The 17639-nt window shown below is 60.4% G+C and carries 15 protein-coding genes and 1 other RNA gene; 8 read left to right on the plus strand and 8 right to left on the minus strand.

Annotated elements, in window-relative coordinates; translation table 11 throughout:
* Positions 1–14: 14 nt before the first annotated feature.
* The 5 genes from AC2CHD_RS08390 to AC2CHD_RS08410 form a co-directional block, all read right to left on the minus strand.
* Positions 15–1166 (minus strand): ABC transporter permease, encoded by a 1152-nt coding sequence (locus AC2CHD_RS08390; RefSeq protein ID WP_484553332.1) that lies wholly within the window; start codon positions 1164–1166, stop codon positions 15–17.
* Entirely contained in the window at positions 1166–2278 is a 1113-nt protein-coding gene (locus tag AC2CHD_RS08395; protein ID WP_484553333.1) for a microcin C ABC transporter permease YejB, read from the minus strand. Before AC2CHD_RS08395 ends, AC2CHD_RS08390 begins: the two co-directional genes overlap by 1 nt.
* 54 nt (positions 2279–2332) lie before the next feature.
* Positions 2333–4210 carry an extracellular solute-binding protein gene (locus tag AC2CHD_RS08400; RefSeq protein WP_484553334.1) on the minus strand — a complete coding sequence of 626 codons (1878 nt, stop codon included), beginning with the start codon at positions 4208–4210 and terminating at the stop codon, positions 2333–2335.
* Positions 4207–6087 (minus strand): extracellular solute-binding protein, encoded by a 1881-nt coding sequence (locus AC2CHD_RS08405; protein ID WP_484553335.1) that lies wholly within the window; start codon positions 6085–6087, stop codon positions 4207–4209. The genes AC2CHD_RS08400 and AC2CHD_RS08405 overlap by 4 nt, the downstream gene beginning before the upstream one ends.
* Before the next feature lie 152 nt (positions 6088–6239).
* Positions 6240–7007: a c-type cytochrome gene (locus tag AC2CHD_RS08410; RefSeq protein WP_484553336.1), complete on the minus strand. Its 768-nt coding sequence runs from the start codon at positions 7005–7007 to the stop codon at positions 6240–6242.
* A gap of 197 nt (positions 7008–7204) precedes the next feature.
* On the opposite strand from AC2CHD_RS08410, the gene AC2CHD_RS08415 reads away from it, so the two are divergent.
* Both AC2CHD_RS08415 and AC2CHD_RS08420 read left to right on the plus strand, forming a co-directional pair.
* Positions 7205–7951, plus strand: a complete 747-nt coding sequence (locus AC2CHD_RS08415) for a 3-deoxy-manno-octulosonate cytidylyltransferase (RefSeq protein ID WP_484553337.1) — start codon at positions 7205–7207, stop codon at positions 7949–7951.
* Positions 7948–8823 carry a prephenate dehydratase gene (locus tag AC2CHD_RS08420; protein ID WP_484553338.1) on the plus strand — a complete coding sequence of 292 codons (876 nt, stop codon included), beginning with the start codon at positions 7948–7950 and terminating at the stop codon, positions 8821–8823. The genes AC2CHD_RS08415 and AC2CHD_RS08420 overlap by 4 nt, the downstream gene beginning before the upstream one ends.
* Before the next feature lie 17 nt (positions 8824–8840).
* Here AC2CHD_RS08420 and nudC read toward each other — a convergent pair whose 3' ends face one another.
* Entirely contained in the window at positions 8841–9785 is a 945-nt protein-coding gene (gene nudC, locus AC2CHD_RS08425) for an NAD(+) diphosphatase (RefSeq protein WP_484553339.1), read from the minus strand.
* A gap of 30 nt (positions 9786–9815) precedes the next feature.
* Positions 9816–10235 carry an HIT domain-containing protein gene (locus AC2CHD_RS08430; RefSeq protein ID WP_229450202.1) on the minus strand — a complete coding sequence of 140 codons (420 nt, stop codon included), beginning with the start codon at positions 10233–10235 and terminating at the stop codon, positions 9816–9818.
* Positions 10236–10365: 130 nt separating this feature from the next.
* Between AC2CHD_RS08430 and ffs the strand changes: the two genes are divergently transcribed.
* The 5 genes from ffs (at position 10366) to AC2CHD_RS08455 (ending at position 14666) form a co-directional block, all read left to right on the plus strand.
* An RNA gene (gene ffs / locus AC2CHD_RS08435) (signal recognition particle sRNA small type) lies at positions 10366–10462 on the plus strand.
* 126 nt (positions 10463–10588) lie between these two features.
* Positions 10589–12421 carry a DNA polymerase III subunit gamma/tau gene (locus AC2CHD_RS08440; protein WP_484553340.1) on the plus strand — a complete coding sequence of 611 codons (1833 nt, stop codon included), beginning with the start codon at positions 10589–10591 and terminating at the stop codon, positions 12419–12421.
* A 17-nt stretch (positions 12422–12438) separates the two neighbouring features.
* Entirely contained in the window at positions 12439–12762 is a 324-nt protein-coding gene (locus AC2CHD_RS08445; protein ID WP_229450204.1) for a YbaB/EbfC family nucleoid-associated protein, read from the plus strand.
* Between the two features lie 48 nt (positions 12763–12810).
* Entirely contained in the window at positions 12811–13416 is a 606-nt protein-coding gene (gene recR / locus AC2CHD_RS08450) for a recombination mediator RecR (RefSeq protein ID WP_229450205.1), read from the plus strand.
* A 59-nt stretch (positions 13417–13475) separates the two neighbouring features.
* Positions 13476–14666 (plus strand): lytic murein transglycosylase, encoded by a 1191-nt coding sequence (locus tag AC2CHD_RS08455; RefSeq protein WP_229450626.1) that lies wholly within the window; start codon positions 13476–13478, stop codon positions 14664–14666.
* A gap of 521 nt (positions 14667–15187) precedes the next feature.
* Here the strand turns inward: AC2CHD_RS08455 and AC2CHD_RS08460 are convergent.
* Complete coding sequence (locus tag AC2CHD_RS08460; RefSeq protein ID WP_229450207.1) at positions 15188–15853, minus strand: GntR family transcriptional regulator; 666 nt, start codon at positions 15851–15853, stop codon at positions 15188–15190.
* A gap of 312 nt (positions 15854–16165) precedes the next feature.
* Between AC2CHD_RS08460 and AC2CHD_RS08465 the strand changes: the two genes are divergently transcribed.
* Positions 16166–17623 carry an aldehyde dehydrogenase family protein gene (locus AC2CHD_RS08465; RefSeq protein ID WP_484553341.1) on the plus strand — a complete coding sequence of 486 codons (1458 nt, stop codon included), beginning with the start codon at positions 16166–16168 and terminating at the stop codon, positions 17621–17623.
* The last annotated feature ends 16 nt before the right edge of the window (positions 17624–17639 follow it).

Here is a 17639-nt window from a genome sequence, read left to right on the forward strand (position 1 = left end):
GGTCATCCGGCCCATCATTTGAACGTCTTCCGCGGGTCGAAGGCATCGCGCACGGCTTCGCCGATGAAGATCAGGAGCGATAGCATGATCGAAAGGCTCAGGAAGCCGGCGATGCCGAGCCATGGCGCGTTGAGGTTGCGCTGGCCCTGCCGCAACAGTTCCCCCAGCGAGGGTGACCCCGGCGGCAGGCCGAAGCCCAGAAAGTCGAGTGATGTCAGTGTCGTGATCGAACCGTTCAGGATGAAGGGCAGGAAGGTGAGGGTGGCCACCATCGCATTAGGCAGAAGGTGGCGGAAGATGATCGTGCGGTTGGAAACGCCAAGCGCCCGCGCCGCACTCACATATTCGAAATTGCGTGCGCGCAGGAATTCGGCGCGCACCACCCCAACAAAGGCCACCCACGAGAAAAGCAGCATGATGCCGAGCAGGATGAAGAAGCCCGGCGGCAGAACGGCGGCGATGATCAGGATCAGATAGAGAACCGGAATGGAGGACCATATCTCGATAAAGCGCTGGAAGAGAAGATCGGTCCAGCCGCCGAAATAGCCCTGTATCGCGCCGGCGCTCACGCCGATCAACGCAGAGGCACCGGTCAGGATCAGGCCGAAAAGAACCGAGATGCGGAACCCGTAGATTACGCGCGAGAGCACGTCGCGCGCCTGATCATCCGTGCCAAGCCAGTTCCAGTTGCCGAGCGTGCAGGCCGGGTCGTCCACCCCCTGCAGATAGCGCCCGCAGCGCTCCTCCTTGGTGTACATCCATGAAGGCTTGGCAGGGGCCGCTTCGGGAATCTCGTTGTTCACAGTGCGGTAGGAATAGCGGATGGGTGGCCACACCATCCATCCATTGGCCTCGATCTCCTCGGAAATGATCGGATCGCGATAGTCTGTCACCGCGAGGAAACCACCGAATTTCTCTTCCGGATAATCCACCATGACCGGGAACAGAACTTCGCCTTTGTAATAGGCGAGCACTGGCTTGTCGTTGGCGAGAAATTCGGCAAACAGCGACAGCACGAACAGGATCAGGAATATCCAGAGAGACCAGTAGCCCCGCCGGTTGGCGCAAAAGTTCTGCCAGCGGCGCTTGTTGATCGGCGAAAGCCACGGCCTTCTGCCGGGGCGCCGCACCGCCGCCACTTCGCTTTGCACCTGAATATCGGACATCACACATCCCTCCGCTCGAAGTCGATGCGGGGGTCGATCAGCGTGTAGGTCACATCCGAGATCAGGCTGATGACCAGGCCAAGCAGCGAGAAGATGTAGAGATTGGCGAAGACCACCGGGTAATCGCGGTCGATCACCGAGCGGAAGCCCAGAAGCCCGAGCCCGTCGAGCGAGAAAATGCTTTCGATCAAAAGCGAGCCCGTGAAAAAGGCAGAGATAAATGCACCGGGAAATCCGGCGATGATGATCAGCATCGCGTTGCGGAACACATGGCCATAGAGCACCTGGCGCTCGGAAAGCCCCTTGGCGCGCGCGGTCACCACATATTGCTTGCGGATTTCATCGAGAAACGAGTTCTTAGTCAGAAGCGTCGTCGTGGCGAAGGCCGAGAGCACCATGGCCGTCAAAGGCAGCGCAAGGTGCCAGAAATAATCGAGAATACGCGCGGGCCAGGAAAGGCTTTCCCAATTGTCAGAGGTCAGGCCGCGCAGCGGAAACCAGTCGAAGAAGGAGCCGCCGGCGAAAAGAACCATCAGGAGAATGGCGAACAGGAAGCCGGGAATGGCATAGGCGACGATCACCACACCGCTGGTCCACACGTCGAATGCCGAGCCATCCTTCACCGCCTTGCGGATGCCGAGCGGAATGGAAATCCCGTAGGAAATCAGCGTGATCCAGAGACCGAGCGAGATCGAGACCGGCATTTTTTCCAGGATCAGATCGATCACGGATATATCGCGGAAATAGCTTTCGCCAAAATCGAACCGCGCATAATTCCAGATCATCAGGGCGAAGCGCTCAAGCGGTGGTTTGTCGAAGCCGAACTGCTTTTCAAGCGAGGCGATGAACTCCGGATCGAGACCCTGCGCACCGCGATATTTCGAGGTCACGCCGCTGCCTTCGACAGAACCGCCGTCAAAACCCTGATTGCCGAAATCGCCGCCACCGCCCGATATGCGCGCATCGGCGCCGCCGGCCTGGCCGGTGATCTGGGCGATCACCTGTTCCACGGGGCCGCCGGGTGCGAACTGCACGACGATGAAGGAAATGGCCATGATGCCGAACAGGGTCGGGATCATGAGCAGCAGTCGACGCAGGATATAGGCGCCCATCAGTCAGCCGCTCTATTCAAGCTTGAAATTGAGAGAAAATCTGCCACGCCGCCCCTACGCCTTGCCAATCTCTTTTGCCTTTTCTTCTTCAAACCACCAGAGTGATTCCACGGGGAAGAAGTAATCCGGCTTGTTGTCGCTGTACCCGAACATGTCCCAGTGGGCCACGCGGTGATTCGTCAGGTGCCAATTTGGAATCCAGTCGCGCCTTGCACGCAAGACCCTGTCCAACACCTTTAGCGTGACGGTCAGTTCGTCGCGGCTTTTCGCCTTACCGGCAATTTCAATCAGTTCATCGACCACCGGATCGGCTGTGCCTGCAAAATTGTAGGTCCCTTCGACACTTGCCGTGCGCGAGTGGAATATCTGTTCGAGCCCGTTTGCATCCGGTGTGGCCGTCAGCCCGATCGCCATGGAGATCATGTCGAAATCGAATGCACTTTGCCGGCTTTGATACTGCGAGGCATCGACCACACGGGTGGACGCATCGACGCCGATGGCCCGCAGGTTCTCGCCGAAGCTCGCATCCTGCCGCAGGAAGAGTTCATCCCGCACCAGATATTCCAGTGTGAAGCGCGTGCCCTTTTCATTGTGGAGAACACCGTCACGCGGGGTCCAGCCGGCCTCCGTCAGAAGCTGGCGCGCGCGTCTCAGATTGTTGCGGTCGCGGCCCGATCCGTCGGAGACCGGTTGCTTCACCGCCTCTCCAAACGCTGCCTCCGGCGCCTCGCCGCGAAAGCGGTCGAGCAGCGCCTGCTCCTCGGGCGAGGGATCTCCCTCGGCCATGTAAGGCGAGCGTTCGAAAAACGAGTGCGACCGCGTATAGGCGTCGTAGAACAGGTTTCGGTTGGTCCATTCGAAGTCGAAGCACAGGCTGATGGCTTCGCGCACCCGCACATCCTTGAATTGTTCACGTCGCTGGTTGAGCACGAGGCCATAGAGTTGTGGGCGCTTCTCACCGGGGATTTCGGTTTGAAGCACGCGGCCATCGCGAATGGCGGGAAAATCGTACCCCGTCGCCCAGACGCGCGATGTGAACTCCTCGCGCCAGTAGACATCGCCCTTCTTGAAAGCCTCGAACCCGGCATTGCGGTCGCGGTAGAAGTCGATGCGGATCGTGTCGAAATGGTTGAACCCCTTGGCTGGGCCGAGATCGCGCGCCCAGTAGTCTTCCACGCGGTCGTATTCCACGTAGCGCCCGGCCGAAAAGCGCCCCACCTTGTAGGGGCCTGAGCCGAGGAGGGGCACCAGACGGGAGCTGTCGAAACCGTTTTTCTCGACAAACGCCTTTGAAAAGATCGGGAAACCCGCAACGGTGAGAATATTGCGGCGTGATTGCGCACCGGAAAACCGCAGATGGACCAGATCGGACCCTTCGGCCGAGGCCTCGGTCATCTCGGTGAGTGGCAGCTGCAGCTGCGGGTGACCCTTCTCCTTCAGCAGGTCGTAGGTGAAGGCCACGTCTTCGGCGGTGACCGGTGAGCCATCATGAAACCGGGCCTCCGGGCGGAGTTTGAAGGTGAACCCGTTGCGGTCGTCGGAAAGCGTCACGCTCTCGGCCAGAAGCCCGTATATTGCATCGGGCTCGTCATAGGCCCGCACCATGAGGGAATCGAAACAGATCTCCATGCGCGGTGGCGCATCGCCGGTGCGAACAAAGGAATTCAGCGTATTGAAGGTCAGGACGTTCTGGTTGAAGAACCAGTACCCGGGCTGAAAATTGAACGTGCCGCCTTTTGGTGCATCTGGGCTGGCGTAGTCGAAATGGCTGAAGCCCGGCGCATATTTGAGGTCGCCGAACGCAGACAGCCCATGCAGTGGCGATCCGGTCTCCACATCGGCAAACACGTCGTGCGGTAGCAACGGGAGGGCGATCGCCGCACCGGCGAGCGACAGGAAGTCCCGGCGCGGTAGCTTTTCGCGCCCGCTCAATTCTGGCTCCGGTATTTCGCGGCCAGCGCTTTTTCGCGCTCCGGATCGATCCACCAGGAATCAAGGTCGACGCCGGCATATTCGGGCTGCTTATCCGGCATACCGAACTTGTCCCAGTAGGCGATGCGAACATAAGGCGCATGCCACTGAGGCACCCAAAAATAATTCCACAACAAAACCCTGTCGAGCGCCCGGCTTGCCGCAACAAGCTCTTCGCGGTCCTGCGCATAGATGATCTTTTCAACGAGCGCATCCACGATGGGGCTCTTGACCCCTGCAAGATTGCGAGTGCCGGGGGTGTCTGCCGCCTTCGATCCCCAGTATTCGCGTTGTTCGTTCCCTGGTGAGAGCGAGTTGACGAAGATGCTCGCCACTGCGTCGAAATCGAAATTGCGGATGCGGTTCACATATTGCGACGGGTCGATGATGCGCAGCGACACGTCGATACCGATCTTGCGCAGCGCCGCCATGTAAGGCCCGGTCGTGATTTCGTCAGTGGGGCTGTTCCCAAGAAACTCGATGGTGAATTGCTGGCCGGTGCCGTCATTCGTCATCTTGCCGCCCTTGATGCTCCATCCCGCTTCGGAAAAGAGCTTGATGGCTTCACGCAGATAGGTCCGCTCCGCCTGCGGATTGTCATAGACCGGGAGCTTGAACGCGTCGGTAAACACTTCCGGCGGAAGCTTGTCCTTGAATTCCTCGAGAATCTCCAGTTCGCGTCCCTCTGGCAGGCCGGTTGCGGCCAGCTCGGTTCCTTCGAAATAGCTGTCCGTACGGGTATAGCTATCGAAGAAGAGTGTGCGGTTCATGTCCTCGAAGTTGAAGGCGAGCGTCAGCGCTTGGCGAATCCGGCGGTCCTGAAATTTGGGGCGGCGCGTGTTGAGAACGAAGCCTTGCATCGGCTCCGCTCCGCCCGTCGGAAATTCTTTCTTGATGACGTCGCCATCCTTGACGGCCGGAAATGTGTATTCCGTCGCCCAGCGGCGCGAGCGGTTCTCCACGCGAATATCCTGCAGCCCACCCTTGGTGAAGGCGAGCCAGGCGGCATTCTCGTCCTGAATATAGGTGTATCTGCGGCGATCGAAATTGTAGCGCCCGACATGCACAGGCAGATCAGCGGCCCAGTAATCCTCCACCCGCTTCCAGACAATTTCTGAGCCGGGTGTAAAGCTCTCGATCATGTATGGGCCGCTTCCAAGCGGCGGCTCGAGTGTGGGCTGCGTAAAGTCACGCTTTTTGCCCTCGGCGTCTGTGCCTTCCCACCAGTGCTTCGGCAGCACGGGAAGATCGCCCATAATGTGCGGCAGTTCCTTGTTGCCCGCCTGGTCGAAGCGAAATTCCACCTCGCGTTCGGACAGGGCCACCGCTTCCACAACGCTGGAAAAATACCGCGTGTGTTGCGGACTGTGCTTCTTGAGCATGTTGAGAGACCACACCACATCGTCTGCCGTAATCGGCGTACCGTCATGCCAGCGCGCCTTGGGATTGATGCGGTAGGTGGCGGATGAGTTGTCCTCGGGATGTTTGAACGCTTCGGCAACGAGCGGGTAGCTCGTGCTGGGCTCGGTCAAAGACTGCTGCATCAGCGTGTCCCAGAGAAAGCCGCCAAAATAGTTGAGACCGGCTGCCTGGGTACCACGCACGATGAACGGGTTGAAACTGTCATAGGTGCCAAGCGCAACGGAATTCAGCGTTCCACCCTTGGGCGCGTCCGGATTTACATAGTCATAGCGCTCGAACGTGCCTTTTTGGCTTTCGGACTTTATAAGCGACGAACTGGTGAGCCATTCGTCTTCGGCGCTTGCGGGATGGCTGGCGAACAGAAGAGCCGTGGCGAGGCAGACCGCCCTGGTTGCTCTTGCACCGATCACCCGCATGGCATTCTCCTCATTGTGTTTTGGTTCCCAGCCGAAAGGTAGACCATCCCCCACGCATGGCAAGGGCCTAAGCTCTCTCCATGAGATGCTTTCGGGCAACAAAAAAGCCGGTCGAAACCGGCTTTTTCAAGCTCTGCAAAATTAAATTTTCGTTAGTTGCCGGATGTAGCGTTTTCTTCGCCTTCGGCGGGAGCTTCTTCTGCAGGCGCCTCATCCGTGGAGGTTTCCTCTGCAGGAGCAGCTTCTTCGCTGTTCTGCGTCTCAGCCGGAGCTGTTGTTTCTTCAGCCGGGGCGGCCTCGCCTTCGGGGGCGGGAGCAGCCTCCTCGCCTTCCGCCGGGGCGGCCGCAGCATCATCGCCACTTTCAGCTTCAGGCTCTGGCAAAGGTGCAGGGCTGGAAGCGTGCTGGCGCAGATAGGCGATCAGATCGGCCCGGTCTTCGATTTTCTTCAGACCGGCGAATGCCATCGCGGTTCCCGAAACGAAGCCCTTGGGGTTGGTCAGGAAGTGATCCAGGTTTTCGTAAGTCCAGGTCACGCTACCGCCCTGCGCGAATTCCTGCATGGCTGCAGAGTAACCAAAGCCTTCATGGCTTGCGACCGGCCGGTTCACGATCTCCCAAAGGTTGGGACCAACCTTGTTTGCCCCACCTTCATCGACCGTGTGGCATGCCTGACAGCGCTTGAAGATATTCTCGCCTTTGCCGGCGTCAGCGGAGGCGAGAAGCGGCGCAATGGATTCCGGCTCAGCCGGCCCCTCGGATGCGCCTGCACCAGCGTCCTCGGCCACCTCGATCGCATAGCCCGGTGTCGCAGGTGGCGGCGACGAGAAAATCGCGTCCGAAAGAATGCTGACCGAGAAGATGACGAAAACGGCGCCCAGAAGCGCGCCGAGGATTTTGTTGAGTTCGAACGAGTTCATACGCCCTGAGGCTCCCTATTCCGGACGCTCGCGGCGGCGAGAAGAAAGAAACTTCAGCGCCAATGTCCCCCGCGTTCGGCCGTTGCCGGTAAAATCGCGCGGAAACTAGGTCTTTTGCTCCGCGCATGCAACACATATAAGGCACTTCCCAGTGAGACTTTTTGCCACTTTAGCAATTCAAAAGAGTTCCGGCCTCCATGTCCAGCCTGATCATAATTCCCGCGCGTATGGCCTCGACCAGATTGCCGGGCAAGCCATTGGCCGATATCGCGGGCGCGCCGATGATTGTGCATGTCGCTCGCCGTGCAAGAGAGAGCGAGGCTGGCGATGTGGCTGTCGCGACCGATTCGGCGGAGGTGGCGGCGGTCGTCCAGAAAGCCGGTTTCACCGCCATCATGACGCGCACCGATCATCAGTCCGGTTCCGACCGCATCTTCGAGGCGCTGGGCAGCCTTGATCCGGACGGTCGCTTTGAGCGCATCATCAATCTGCAGGGCGATCTGCCCACCATCGCCCCGGAGGACATTCGCGCTGTCGCAGGCCCGCTGAGCGACCCGCAGGTGGATATCGCCACCCTCGGCGTGGAGATTCGGGATGAGGCAGAAAAAACCAACCCCAACGTGGTGAAGATAGTGGGCGCCCCCCTGGACAGCGATTCGTCCCGCTTGCGGGCGCTTTACTTCACCCGTGCGACCGCCCCCTGGGGAGACGGACCGCTCTATCATCATGTCGGCATCTATGCCTATCGGCGCGCGGCGCTGCAGCGTTTCGTTTCTCTGCCCCCCTCTGTCCTGGAAACGCGCGAGCGGCTGGAGCAGTTGCGGGCGCTGGAGGCCGGTATGCGCATTGATGTGCAGATCGTCGCATCGGTGCCGCTGGGTGTAGACACCCCTGAAGACCTGGAGAGAGCCAGGCAAAGACTCGCATTGAAAACGGACACATGATCATGGCAGCCAAGACAAACAAAATCGCTTTCCAGGGCGAGCCCGGTGCAAATTCCGACACAGCCTGCCGCAACATGTTTCCTGACATGGAGCCGCTTCCCTGTCCGACCTTTGAGGACTGCTTCACCGCCGTCGAGACCGGCGCGGCCGATCTGGCGATGATCCCGATCGAGAACACGATCGCCGGACGGGTGGCGGATATCCATCATCTTCTTCCGCGTTCGAAACTTCATATTGTCGGTGAATATTTCCTGCCGATCCACTTTCAGCTCATGGTGCTGCCGGGTGTGAAGACCGAGGAGATCAAGACGGTCTACAGCCACATTCACGCGCTCGGACAATGCCGCAACATCATTCGCAAGAACCGCTGGAAGGGCACGGTCGCCGGCGATACCGCAGGTGCCGCCCGCCTCGTCGCAGAGTTGGGCGAGCGCTCCAATGCCGCACTTGCGCCACGGCTGGCATCCGAACTCTATGGTCTCGACATCGCCATGGAGAATGTCGAGGACACCGACAACAACGTCACCCGCTTCGTTGTCCTGTCCAAGGAGGAGAAGCAGGCAGCGCGGACCTCCTCCGAGCAGCTCATGATGACCACGTTCATCTTCCGGGTGCGCAACGTTCCCGCCGCGCTCTACAAGGCCATGGGCGGTTTTGCCACCAATGGCGTCAATATGACGAAGCTTGAGAGCTATCAGCTTGGCGGAAAGTTCTTTTCCACCCTGTTCTACGCCGATGTAGAAGGGCATCCGGACGACCGCAATGTCGCGCTGGCGCTGGAGGAACTCAGCTTCTTCTCGCGCGAAGTGCGCATCCTCGGCGTTTATGAGGGGCATCCCTTTCGTGCCACGCAGACGGAAGATGACGATTAGTCATCGGGGCAATATGTTCACCCTGCGAGCACCCAGTCGCGTATGAGTGTGTTGGCTATCGCGCCCGTGGGCGGCACGCGGTAGCCCTCCGGATGCTTGTTGTCCAGCATGAGCCGGACCTCCTCGCGGGAAAACCAGCGGCATGCCTCCAACTCGTTTTCGTCCATGGTGACCGCCTCGCTCTCGGCCTTTCCATAACAGCCGATCATGAGCGAGTAGGGAAACGGCCAGGGCTGGCTGGCATGGTAGGCGACAGAACCCACAGTTATGCCGGCCTCTTCCTGCGTTTCGCGCCGCACCGCAGCCTCGATTGTCTCGCCGGGTTCCACAAATCCCGCAAGACAGGAAACCATGCCCGGTGCGAAATGAGGGCTGCGGCCCAAAAGGCAATGCTCGCCACGCACCGCAAGCATGATCACCACCGGATCGGTACGGGGAAAATGATCACGACCGCAAGCCGGGCAATGTCGCTTATAGCCACCGTCGCGCATCTCGGTCTCGCTGCCGCAGCGACCACAGAACCGATGGCTCTCGTGCCAGGCTAGCAGCGCTGCTCCCTGCGCCAGCGCGCCAAGTTCAGAGGGCTGCAAAAGTCCCTGCGTATAGATGGAACGATAGTCGATTGCCTTGAGAGGCCCAGGCAGGTTTTCAATATCTGCCGTCGAGGGTACGGCCAGAACCGGCTTTCCGTCCTCATGGCCAAGAAGCACCGCACCCTTCAGGTCGGCCGCTAGGCGAGAGGCTTCGTCTCGTGGAAAATAGGGATTGAACGCCTCGTCACCGTCAACACGCATGAAAAGCCGCCCTTGCGAAAACAAAAGCAGGCGCGCGTTCGGGTTCTCCAGCGCGCGTTCCCCGGCATCGTCTGTACGGGCTTCAGCCTGTCGGTCGATGCGGTTTCCGGAAAAGGCGACGCGCTGGCTCGCTTCGTCGCGTGGGGTGTCGAAAAATGGAAAGGTCATGAAGGGCGATCTACCGGGTTTCAGGAAAACTCATAGCTTGCCGCGAATCGTCTCGGCGAACTGGTGCAGGTCTTCGCGGCGATAGGGCTCACGCACGCCATGTCCCCAGACAGGGCCGGGCCATCCGGGGTCATCCTCGCTGCGCGCCACCACATGGATGTGCAACTGCCGAACCACGTTGCCGAGTGCGGCGCTGTTGATCTTCGTGCAGCCGGTCAATTCTTTCAGCATCTGCGCGACCATGTTGGTCTCGAAGCTGACCATGGCCTGATCGAGAGGTGTCAGGTCATGGATTTCCTCCGCACCGGGGCGCTGTGGAACCAGAATGAGCCAGGGCCATCTCCTGTCATCGCACAGGCGCAATTCACACAGGCCGAGCCACATCACATGCAGGCTTTCAGCCTCCAGCTTTGGATCAAGCTCGAAACCCTGTTTTGCGTCTGGTAGCATCGGCTCTCCTCATTTTGCTCGTCAACGCTAGATGCAGCCGCCTGCGCCTGCAAGCGAATGATTGATCAAGCTCACGAAAGCGCGTCTCTTGCCCTTGCATTTGTTCTCACAATTTCCGATATGGGGGCTGGGAGGTTGGTGGTGGACGCGCCACTCGCCAACCGGGTCAGGTCCGGAAGGAAGCAGCCCTAACGAGCCAGGCACGGGTCGCCGTGCCAGCCTCCCACCTTCTTTTCTTTCTCAGGCCGCATTCACCGGATATCAGCCTTGCCGTCCACATTGTCCATTGACGCAGAACCTTGTCCAAGGGGACACTGCCAGCGTCAGGACAAAACACGGAGCGCGAGAAGGCAATGAGCGAGGCCGGCACCAAGACAAGCGAAAAGGCCGGCGGCGCCTACCGGGTTCTGGCGCGCAAATACCGCCCCAGCGATTTCACCGGACTGATCGGCCAGGAGCCGATGGTGCGCACCCTCACCAACGCTTTCAATGCCGGGCGCATCGCGCAGGCATGGATGCTGACCGGTGTGCGGGGCGTGGGAAAGACGACGACGGCGCGCATTCTGGCGCGTGCGCTCAACTACAAGACCGATACGATCGACAAGCCGACGGTTGACCTCTCCACCGAAGGCGAGCATTGCCGCGCCATCCTCGAAGGCCGCCACGTGGACGTGGTGGAGATGGATGCCGCTTCGCATACCGGCATCGACGATATTCGCGACATCATCGACCAGGCACGCTACGCACCGGTTTCCGCGCGCTACAAGGTGTTCATCATCGACGAGGTTCACATGCTCTCCAACCAGGCCTTCAACGGCCTGTTGAAGACGCTTGAGGAGCCGCCGCCGCATGTGAAGTTCATCTTCGCCACCACGGAAATCCGCAAGGTTCCCATCACGATCCTCTCGCGCTGTCAGCGTTTTGATCTGCGTCGCATCGATGCGGCCATGATCAAGGCCGATCTTGCCCGCATCGGCGGGCTGGAGGGTGTGGAAGCCGAAGACGAGGCGCTGGCCATGATCGCGCGCGCCTCCGAAGGCTCGATGCGCGATGCCCAGTCGATCTTCGATCAGGCGATTGCCCATTCCTCAGGCAAGGTCACGGCGGAAACCGTGCGCGACATGCTGGGGCTGGCCGACCGAAGCCGTATCATCGGCCTGTTCGAACATCTGATGAAGGGCGATGTGGCGGCTGCCCTCGCCGAATTCCGTGCGCAGTACGATGTCGGGGCCGACCCGGCGACAGTGCTCAACGATCTGGCCGAGTTCAATCATCTGGTCACCCGTCTGCGTTTCGTGCCGGAAGCTGCCGAAGACGCAGCACTTTCCGAAGACGAGCGCACGCGCGGTCTCGAATTCTCCAAAACGCTGTCCGTACGCGTTCTCTCGCGGACCTGGCAGATGCTGCTCAAGGGCATTCAGGAGGTGCAGTCCTCCGGCCGGCCCATGGCTGCTGGCGAGATGGTGCTGATCCGCATCGCCCACGCGGCCAGTCTTCCGACACTCGATGAGGCGCTAAAGCGGCTCGACGATATGCCGGCAGGCGCAAGCAATGGTCAATCCTCGTCACCAACCGGAGTGTCTCCCTCAGGGAATGGCGGCGGTGGCGGCGCCATGGCTTCTGCCGTCGCCACGCAACACGCTCCTGTGTCCGGCGGCGGTCAGACAATGCGCCTGGTTCAGCCCGAATCGGCGGCGGTGCCGATGCAACAGCCGGCCGCGGTGCCCGAGGAGATGGACGCCGTTCCGCTCAACTCGCTTGAGGACATCGCCAAACTCGCCGATGCAAAGCGGGACATGGCCTTCAAGGTGCTGCTCAAGCGGTGTGTCCGGCTTGTCTCTATCGAGCCTGGCCGCCTCGACATCAGTCTAACCGAAGATGCCCCCAAGACGGTCATGGGCGACCTGACCAACCGGTTGAAGGAGTGGACCGGCCGTCGCTGGATCGTCTCGCTGTCGAGCGAGGCTGGCGGGCCGACGCTCGCCGAGCAGGAAGAGGGGCGTCGCGAGAGCGCAATCGCCGATGCAAAGGCTGATCCGGCGGTTGCGGCGATCCTCAACAGCTTCCCCGGTGCGAAGATCATCGATATCCGTATCCCTGACGCAACCGACCCTGATACGGTTGATGAAACAGCCGATGCCATCGATCCGATAGACCCGGACGATGATGACGACGACGATTTTTGAATGAATTGGAGATCAAAATGCGCGATCTGATGGGCCTCATGGGCAAGGCCAAGGAAATGCAGGCCAAGTTTCAGGCTATGCAGGAAGAAATGGCCGAAATGGAAATCGAGGGTCAGGCTGGCGGCGGCACGGTCAAGGTGACGCTGAGCGGAAAATCCGAGATGAAGGCGCTGAAAATCGACCCGTCGCTTTTCAAGGAAGACGATGTGGAAATTCTCGAAGACCTGATCCTTGCTGCGCACAATGATGCCAAAACGAAGCTCGAAGCGGCCATTCAGGAGAAAACCCAGGAAATGACCGCCGGCCTGCCGATCCCTCCCGGCATGAAGCTGCCGTTCTAGCAGCAAGAGTGGCCGGCCTCGTCTTGGCCATGTGTGGGCGGAACAGTCATGTCAAAATCCATCGCCGGACCGGAAATCGAACGTCTTATCCAGCTTCTGGCCCGCGTGCCGGGGCTTGGGCCGCGTTCGGCCAGGCGGGCAGCCCTTCATCTGATCAAGAAGAAGGATCAACTCTTCGCCCCGCTTGCGGCGGCGATGGCCGAAGCCGTCGACAAGGTGCGGATCTGCTCCACCTGCGGCAATGTCGATACCAGCGATCCCTGCACCCTGTGTACCGATCCGCGCCGCGATAATAGCACGATCATCGTGGTGGAGGATGTGTCCGATCTCTGGGCGCTGGAGCGCGCCGGCGCCATGAACGCGCGCTACCACGTTCTCGGCGGCACGCTCTCTCCGCTTGATGGTGTCGGTCCGGATGATCTCAACATCAAGGGGCTGGTCAGTCGTGTGGCCGAAGGCGGCGTGTCGGAGTTGATCCTCGCCGTCAACGCCACGGTCGAGGGGCAAACCACGGCCCACTACATCACTGATCAGCTTGCCGGGATGGAGGTGAAGGTCACGCGCCTTGCCCATGGCGTTCCGGTGGGCGGCGAACTCGACTATCTGGATGAGGGAACGCTCTCGGCGGCGCTGAAGTCGCGCACGAGCTTTTGATCAACGGGAGAAACGCCTTGAGATTTTGTCACGCGATCCGCCTCACCACCTTCCTGCTCATGAGTCTGATCGCCCTGCCAGCCTTTGCCCAATCCATCGAGGCGCAGTTCCGCAACTGGTTGACGAGTGATCTCTGGCCCGAGGCGCAGCAGCGCGGCATTTCTTCTGCCACTTTCAATGCAGCCTTTGCCAATGTTTCCCCCAATCTGAAACTGCCCGATCTCGTTCTTCCGGGACAGGGCAAGCCACGGAGCGACACCCAGCATCAGGCCGAGTTCCGTGCTCCATCCGCCTATTTCAAACATATTGGCGGCGTTGTTTCGGGTGGCCGCTCCCGCGCCGGTCAGCTTTCCGGCGTTCTTGCTGCGATCGAGAAGCGTTATGGCGTTTCTCGCGGCATCCTGCTCGCCATCTGGGGGCGTGAATCCGGCTTTGGTCGCGCCAAGATCCCTTACGACGCCTTTGAGGTTCTCGGCACCAAGGCGTTCCTCGCCACACGAAAAGAGATGTTCCGGCAAGAGGTTCTGGCGGCACTCGAAATGGTGGAGCGCCGGGGCGTTTCACCACGGACCATGCGCTCCTCCTGGGCCGGTGCGATGGGGCAGCCACAGTTCATGCCCTCGTCCTATCTGAAATACGCGGTGGATGGCGACGGCAATGGCACGGCCGACATCTGGAATTCCGACGCAGACACTCTGGCCTCCATCGCCAATTATCTGGCGCAGCATGGCTGGGTTCGCGGGCGTGACTGGGGTTTTGAAGTCACTGTCCCGCAATCCGTGTCCTGCGCTCTCGAAGGGCCGGATCGCGGTAAGCGCATAGCAGACTGGCAGGCGCTCGGCATTCGGCGTGTCGGTGGAAAGGCTTTCCCCGAGCACGAGCTCACGGGCGAGGGATATCTCATGATGCCTGCGGGACGCTACGGCCCCGCCTTCATAGTCACGCCGAATTTCTATCGCCTCAAGGATTACAATGAGAGCGATCTCTATGCGCTTTTCGTTGGCCATGCCGGCGACCGCATCATGTATGGCAATAGCGAATTCGCCACATCATGGGGCCGGGTTGGCGGGTTCAGCCGCGGTGATGTTGCCGGAATGCAGCGCGGCCTGGAACGGCTGGGATATGATGTCGGCGGGGCAGACGGTCTCGTGGGTTTCAAGACGCGCCGTTCCATCGGCGATTGGCAACAGAAGAACGGGATGTCACCCACTTGCTTTCCCGCAGGAGATACGATTCGTCGCCTGCGTTGAAGATGGGTCTTCTGTTTACGATCTTTGTACAACGGGATGGAATCGTTCCACAAATCGGCTAATCTGCCTTCGGGGATTGAGCGGAGTTTCCGCACCGAAAGTCGAGAGAGGGTAGACCGTGTTCATTGCAAAGATCATGTCCCGGATGGGCGCACTCGCGGGCGCCGCGATTATTCTGGCGAGTTGTACCGTCGTAGTCGAGGAAGGCCCCAATCGCCCTCGTCCTCCGCGGCCGGATCGGCCACAGATGTGTACGATGGAATACAACCCCGTCTGCGCACGACGCGGCGGAGAGCAGCGCACCTTCGGCAATGCGTGTTCGGCGCGCGCGCAGGGTTTCAGGATCGTGCGCCCAGGCACCTGCCGGCCTCAGTCGAACCGGCCAGGCCGTCCGCAGGCCTGCACGCGTGAATACAGGCCTGTTTGCGCCCGCAAGGGCGGCCAGCGTCGGACATTCGGCAATGCGTGCAGCGCGCGTGCTGCCGGCTTCCGGGTCGTTCGTCCCGGTCAGTGCTGACCATCTAGCCGCGTCGCTTCTCCAATATTGAAAGGAGCGAGCGGCCGGCATCGAGAATGTGGGCGCGGGTGAGGTCGGCAGCCTCAGCCGCGTCGCCTTTCCTGCAAGCCTCGAATATTGCCATGTGCTCCCGGTTTGCGCGCTGCGCGCCGTCGGTCAGGGTAAGCTGCGCGCGAAGATAGCGGTCGACCCGGTCGAGTGAGGAGCGGATGATTTGCAGATGGTAGGGGCGGTCTGCAGCCTCGTAGAGCCCGTAGTGGAAGTTACGGTTTGCTTCCCCCCAGCTTCCGGGATCGGTGGTCTCGGCAAACGCCTGCAGGTTTGCCCGGGCGGCCTCCAGTTGCTCCCGTGTGAGGCTTGGAACGGCAAGTCGGATCATTTCGCTCTCAAGCAAGGCACGAAACTCGAATATCTCTTCGATCTCTGAGACCGAGAGCGCCGCCACCACCGTCCCCTTGAAGCGCTGCGTGGTCACCAGGCCGTCCTGTTCCAGGCGCTGAAGAGCCTCGCGCACGGGAATGCGGCTGGTGTTGAACATCTGCGCGATGTGATCCTGCCGCAGATGTTCTCCCTCTGCCAGTTCACCCTCGATGATGGCTTTGCGCAGGGCTTCGAAGACCAGATCGGTGGCCGAGGCCGTTTGTCTGATGTCGATTCTGTCCAGCTTCATCGTGTCGATCCCGCCTGAGGCATGTTGGCATCCACCGTCTCCGTGTCTGTGCGTTTGAGACACGCAAACGCGAGTCCTGCAGCTGCCGATTTTACAATTGTATATTGGATCCAATCTGAGTTAAAGATTCCTCCGCGATGTTTGGTCGGGCTCTCATGATCCGCCGGTCGGTGGACCGAGAGATGTCTTATGTGCAAACGGCAGGCTGGCATAACGAACCATCGCATGACTGGCAGACCACGTGTGCGTTAGGCTGCCCGTTGAAGTGAGACGGCCAAACAGAAACTGATTGAATTCGGGGGTATTCCACCAATGGCGCTGAGCGAAACAGGCACCAATCATTTCAAGAACTACATTGCCGGCGAGTGGATCGAGGGCAATAGTCAGGTTGAAAACATCAACCCGTCTGACACGCGCGATGTCGTTGGCCTTGCAGCGCGCTCCGGCGCAGCCGATCTCGACCGCGCCATCGATGCGGCACATGACGCGGCGCCGGGCTGGGCGCGGTCCACCCCGCAGCAGCGCTATGACATTCTCGATGCCGTCGGCAATGAGATCATCGCCCGCAAAGACGAGCTTGGCCGTCTGCTTTCGCGCGAGGAAGGCAAGACGCTGGCAGAAGGCATCGGCGAGGTGGTGCGTGCCGGTCAGGTGTTCAAGTTCTTCGCAGGCGAAGCGGTTCGCCTGCCGGGCGAGCGTCTCGATTCCATCCGCCCCGGCGTCGAGGTGGACATGCGCCGCGAGCCGATGGGCGTTATCGGTATGATCACCCCGTGGAACTTCCCCATCGCCATCCCGGCGTGGAAGATCGCCCCGGCACTTGCCTATGGCAATGCGGTCGTGCTGAAGCCGGCCGAGCTCGTGCCGGGCTCGGCCTGGGCGCTGGCGGAAATCCTTTCGCGCTCCGGTCTGCCGGAAGGCGTGTTCAATCTGGTTGCGGGCCGTGGTTCCGAGCTTGGCCCGCGCATGATCGAAAACCCGAAGGTCCGCGCAATTTCCTTCACCGGTTCCGTACCCACGGGCCGCGGCATTGCGGCAGCCTGTGGCGAGCACCTGAAAAAGGTGCAGCTTGAAATGGGTGGCAAGAACCCGCTTGTGGTTCTCGACGATGCCGATCTCGATGTGGCAGTCGGCGCCGCGCTCAACGGCGCATTCTTCTCCACCGGGCAGCGCTGCACGGCCTCCAGCCGCCTCGTCGTAGCGGAGGGCATCCACGACCGCTTCGTCGCTGCCCTGACCGAAAAGCTGAAGACCCTCGTCGTCGGCGATGCGCTCGACCCCAAAACCCAGATGGGCCCGGTGGTCGATGAAAAACAGCTCGAACAGAACCTGTCCTATGTCGAAATCGCTGGACAGGAAGGCGGAAAGCTCGCCATCGGCGGCGAACGCCTGACGCTGGAGAAACCCGGCTTCTACATGGCGCCCGCACTCTTCACCGAGACCAGCAACGATATGCGCATCAACCGCGAGGAGGTCTTCGGGCCTGTCGCCAGCGTCATCCGCGTCAAGGATTACGAGGAAGCGCTGCACGTCGCCAACGACACGAGCTTCGGTCTCTCCTCGGGCATCTGCACCACTTCGCTCAAATATGCGAGCGACTTCAAGCAGAAGTCGGAGGCCGGCATGGTCATGGTCAACCTGCCGACCGCCGGTGTCGACTACAACGTGCCTTTCGGCGGCACAAAGGGCTCGAGCTTCGGCTCGCGCGAACAGGGGCGCTATGCCGTCGAGTTCTACACGACGGTGAAGACGGCCTACACGCAGCCCTGATCGAAAGGAGCGGAGG

Source organism: Nitratireductor sp. ATLC21, assembly GCF_057196525.1.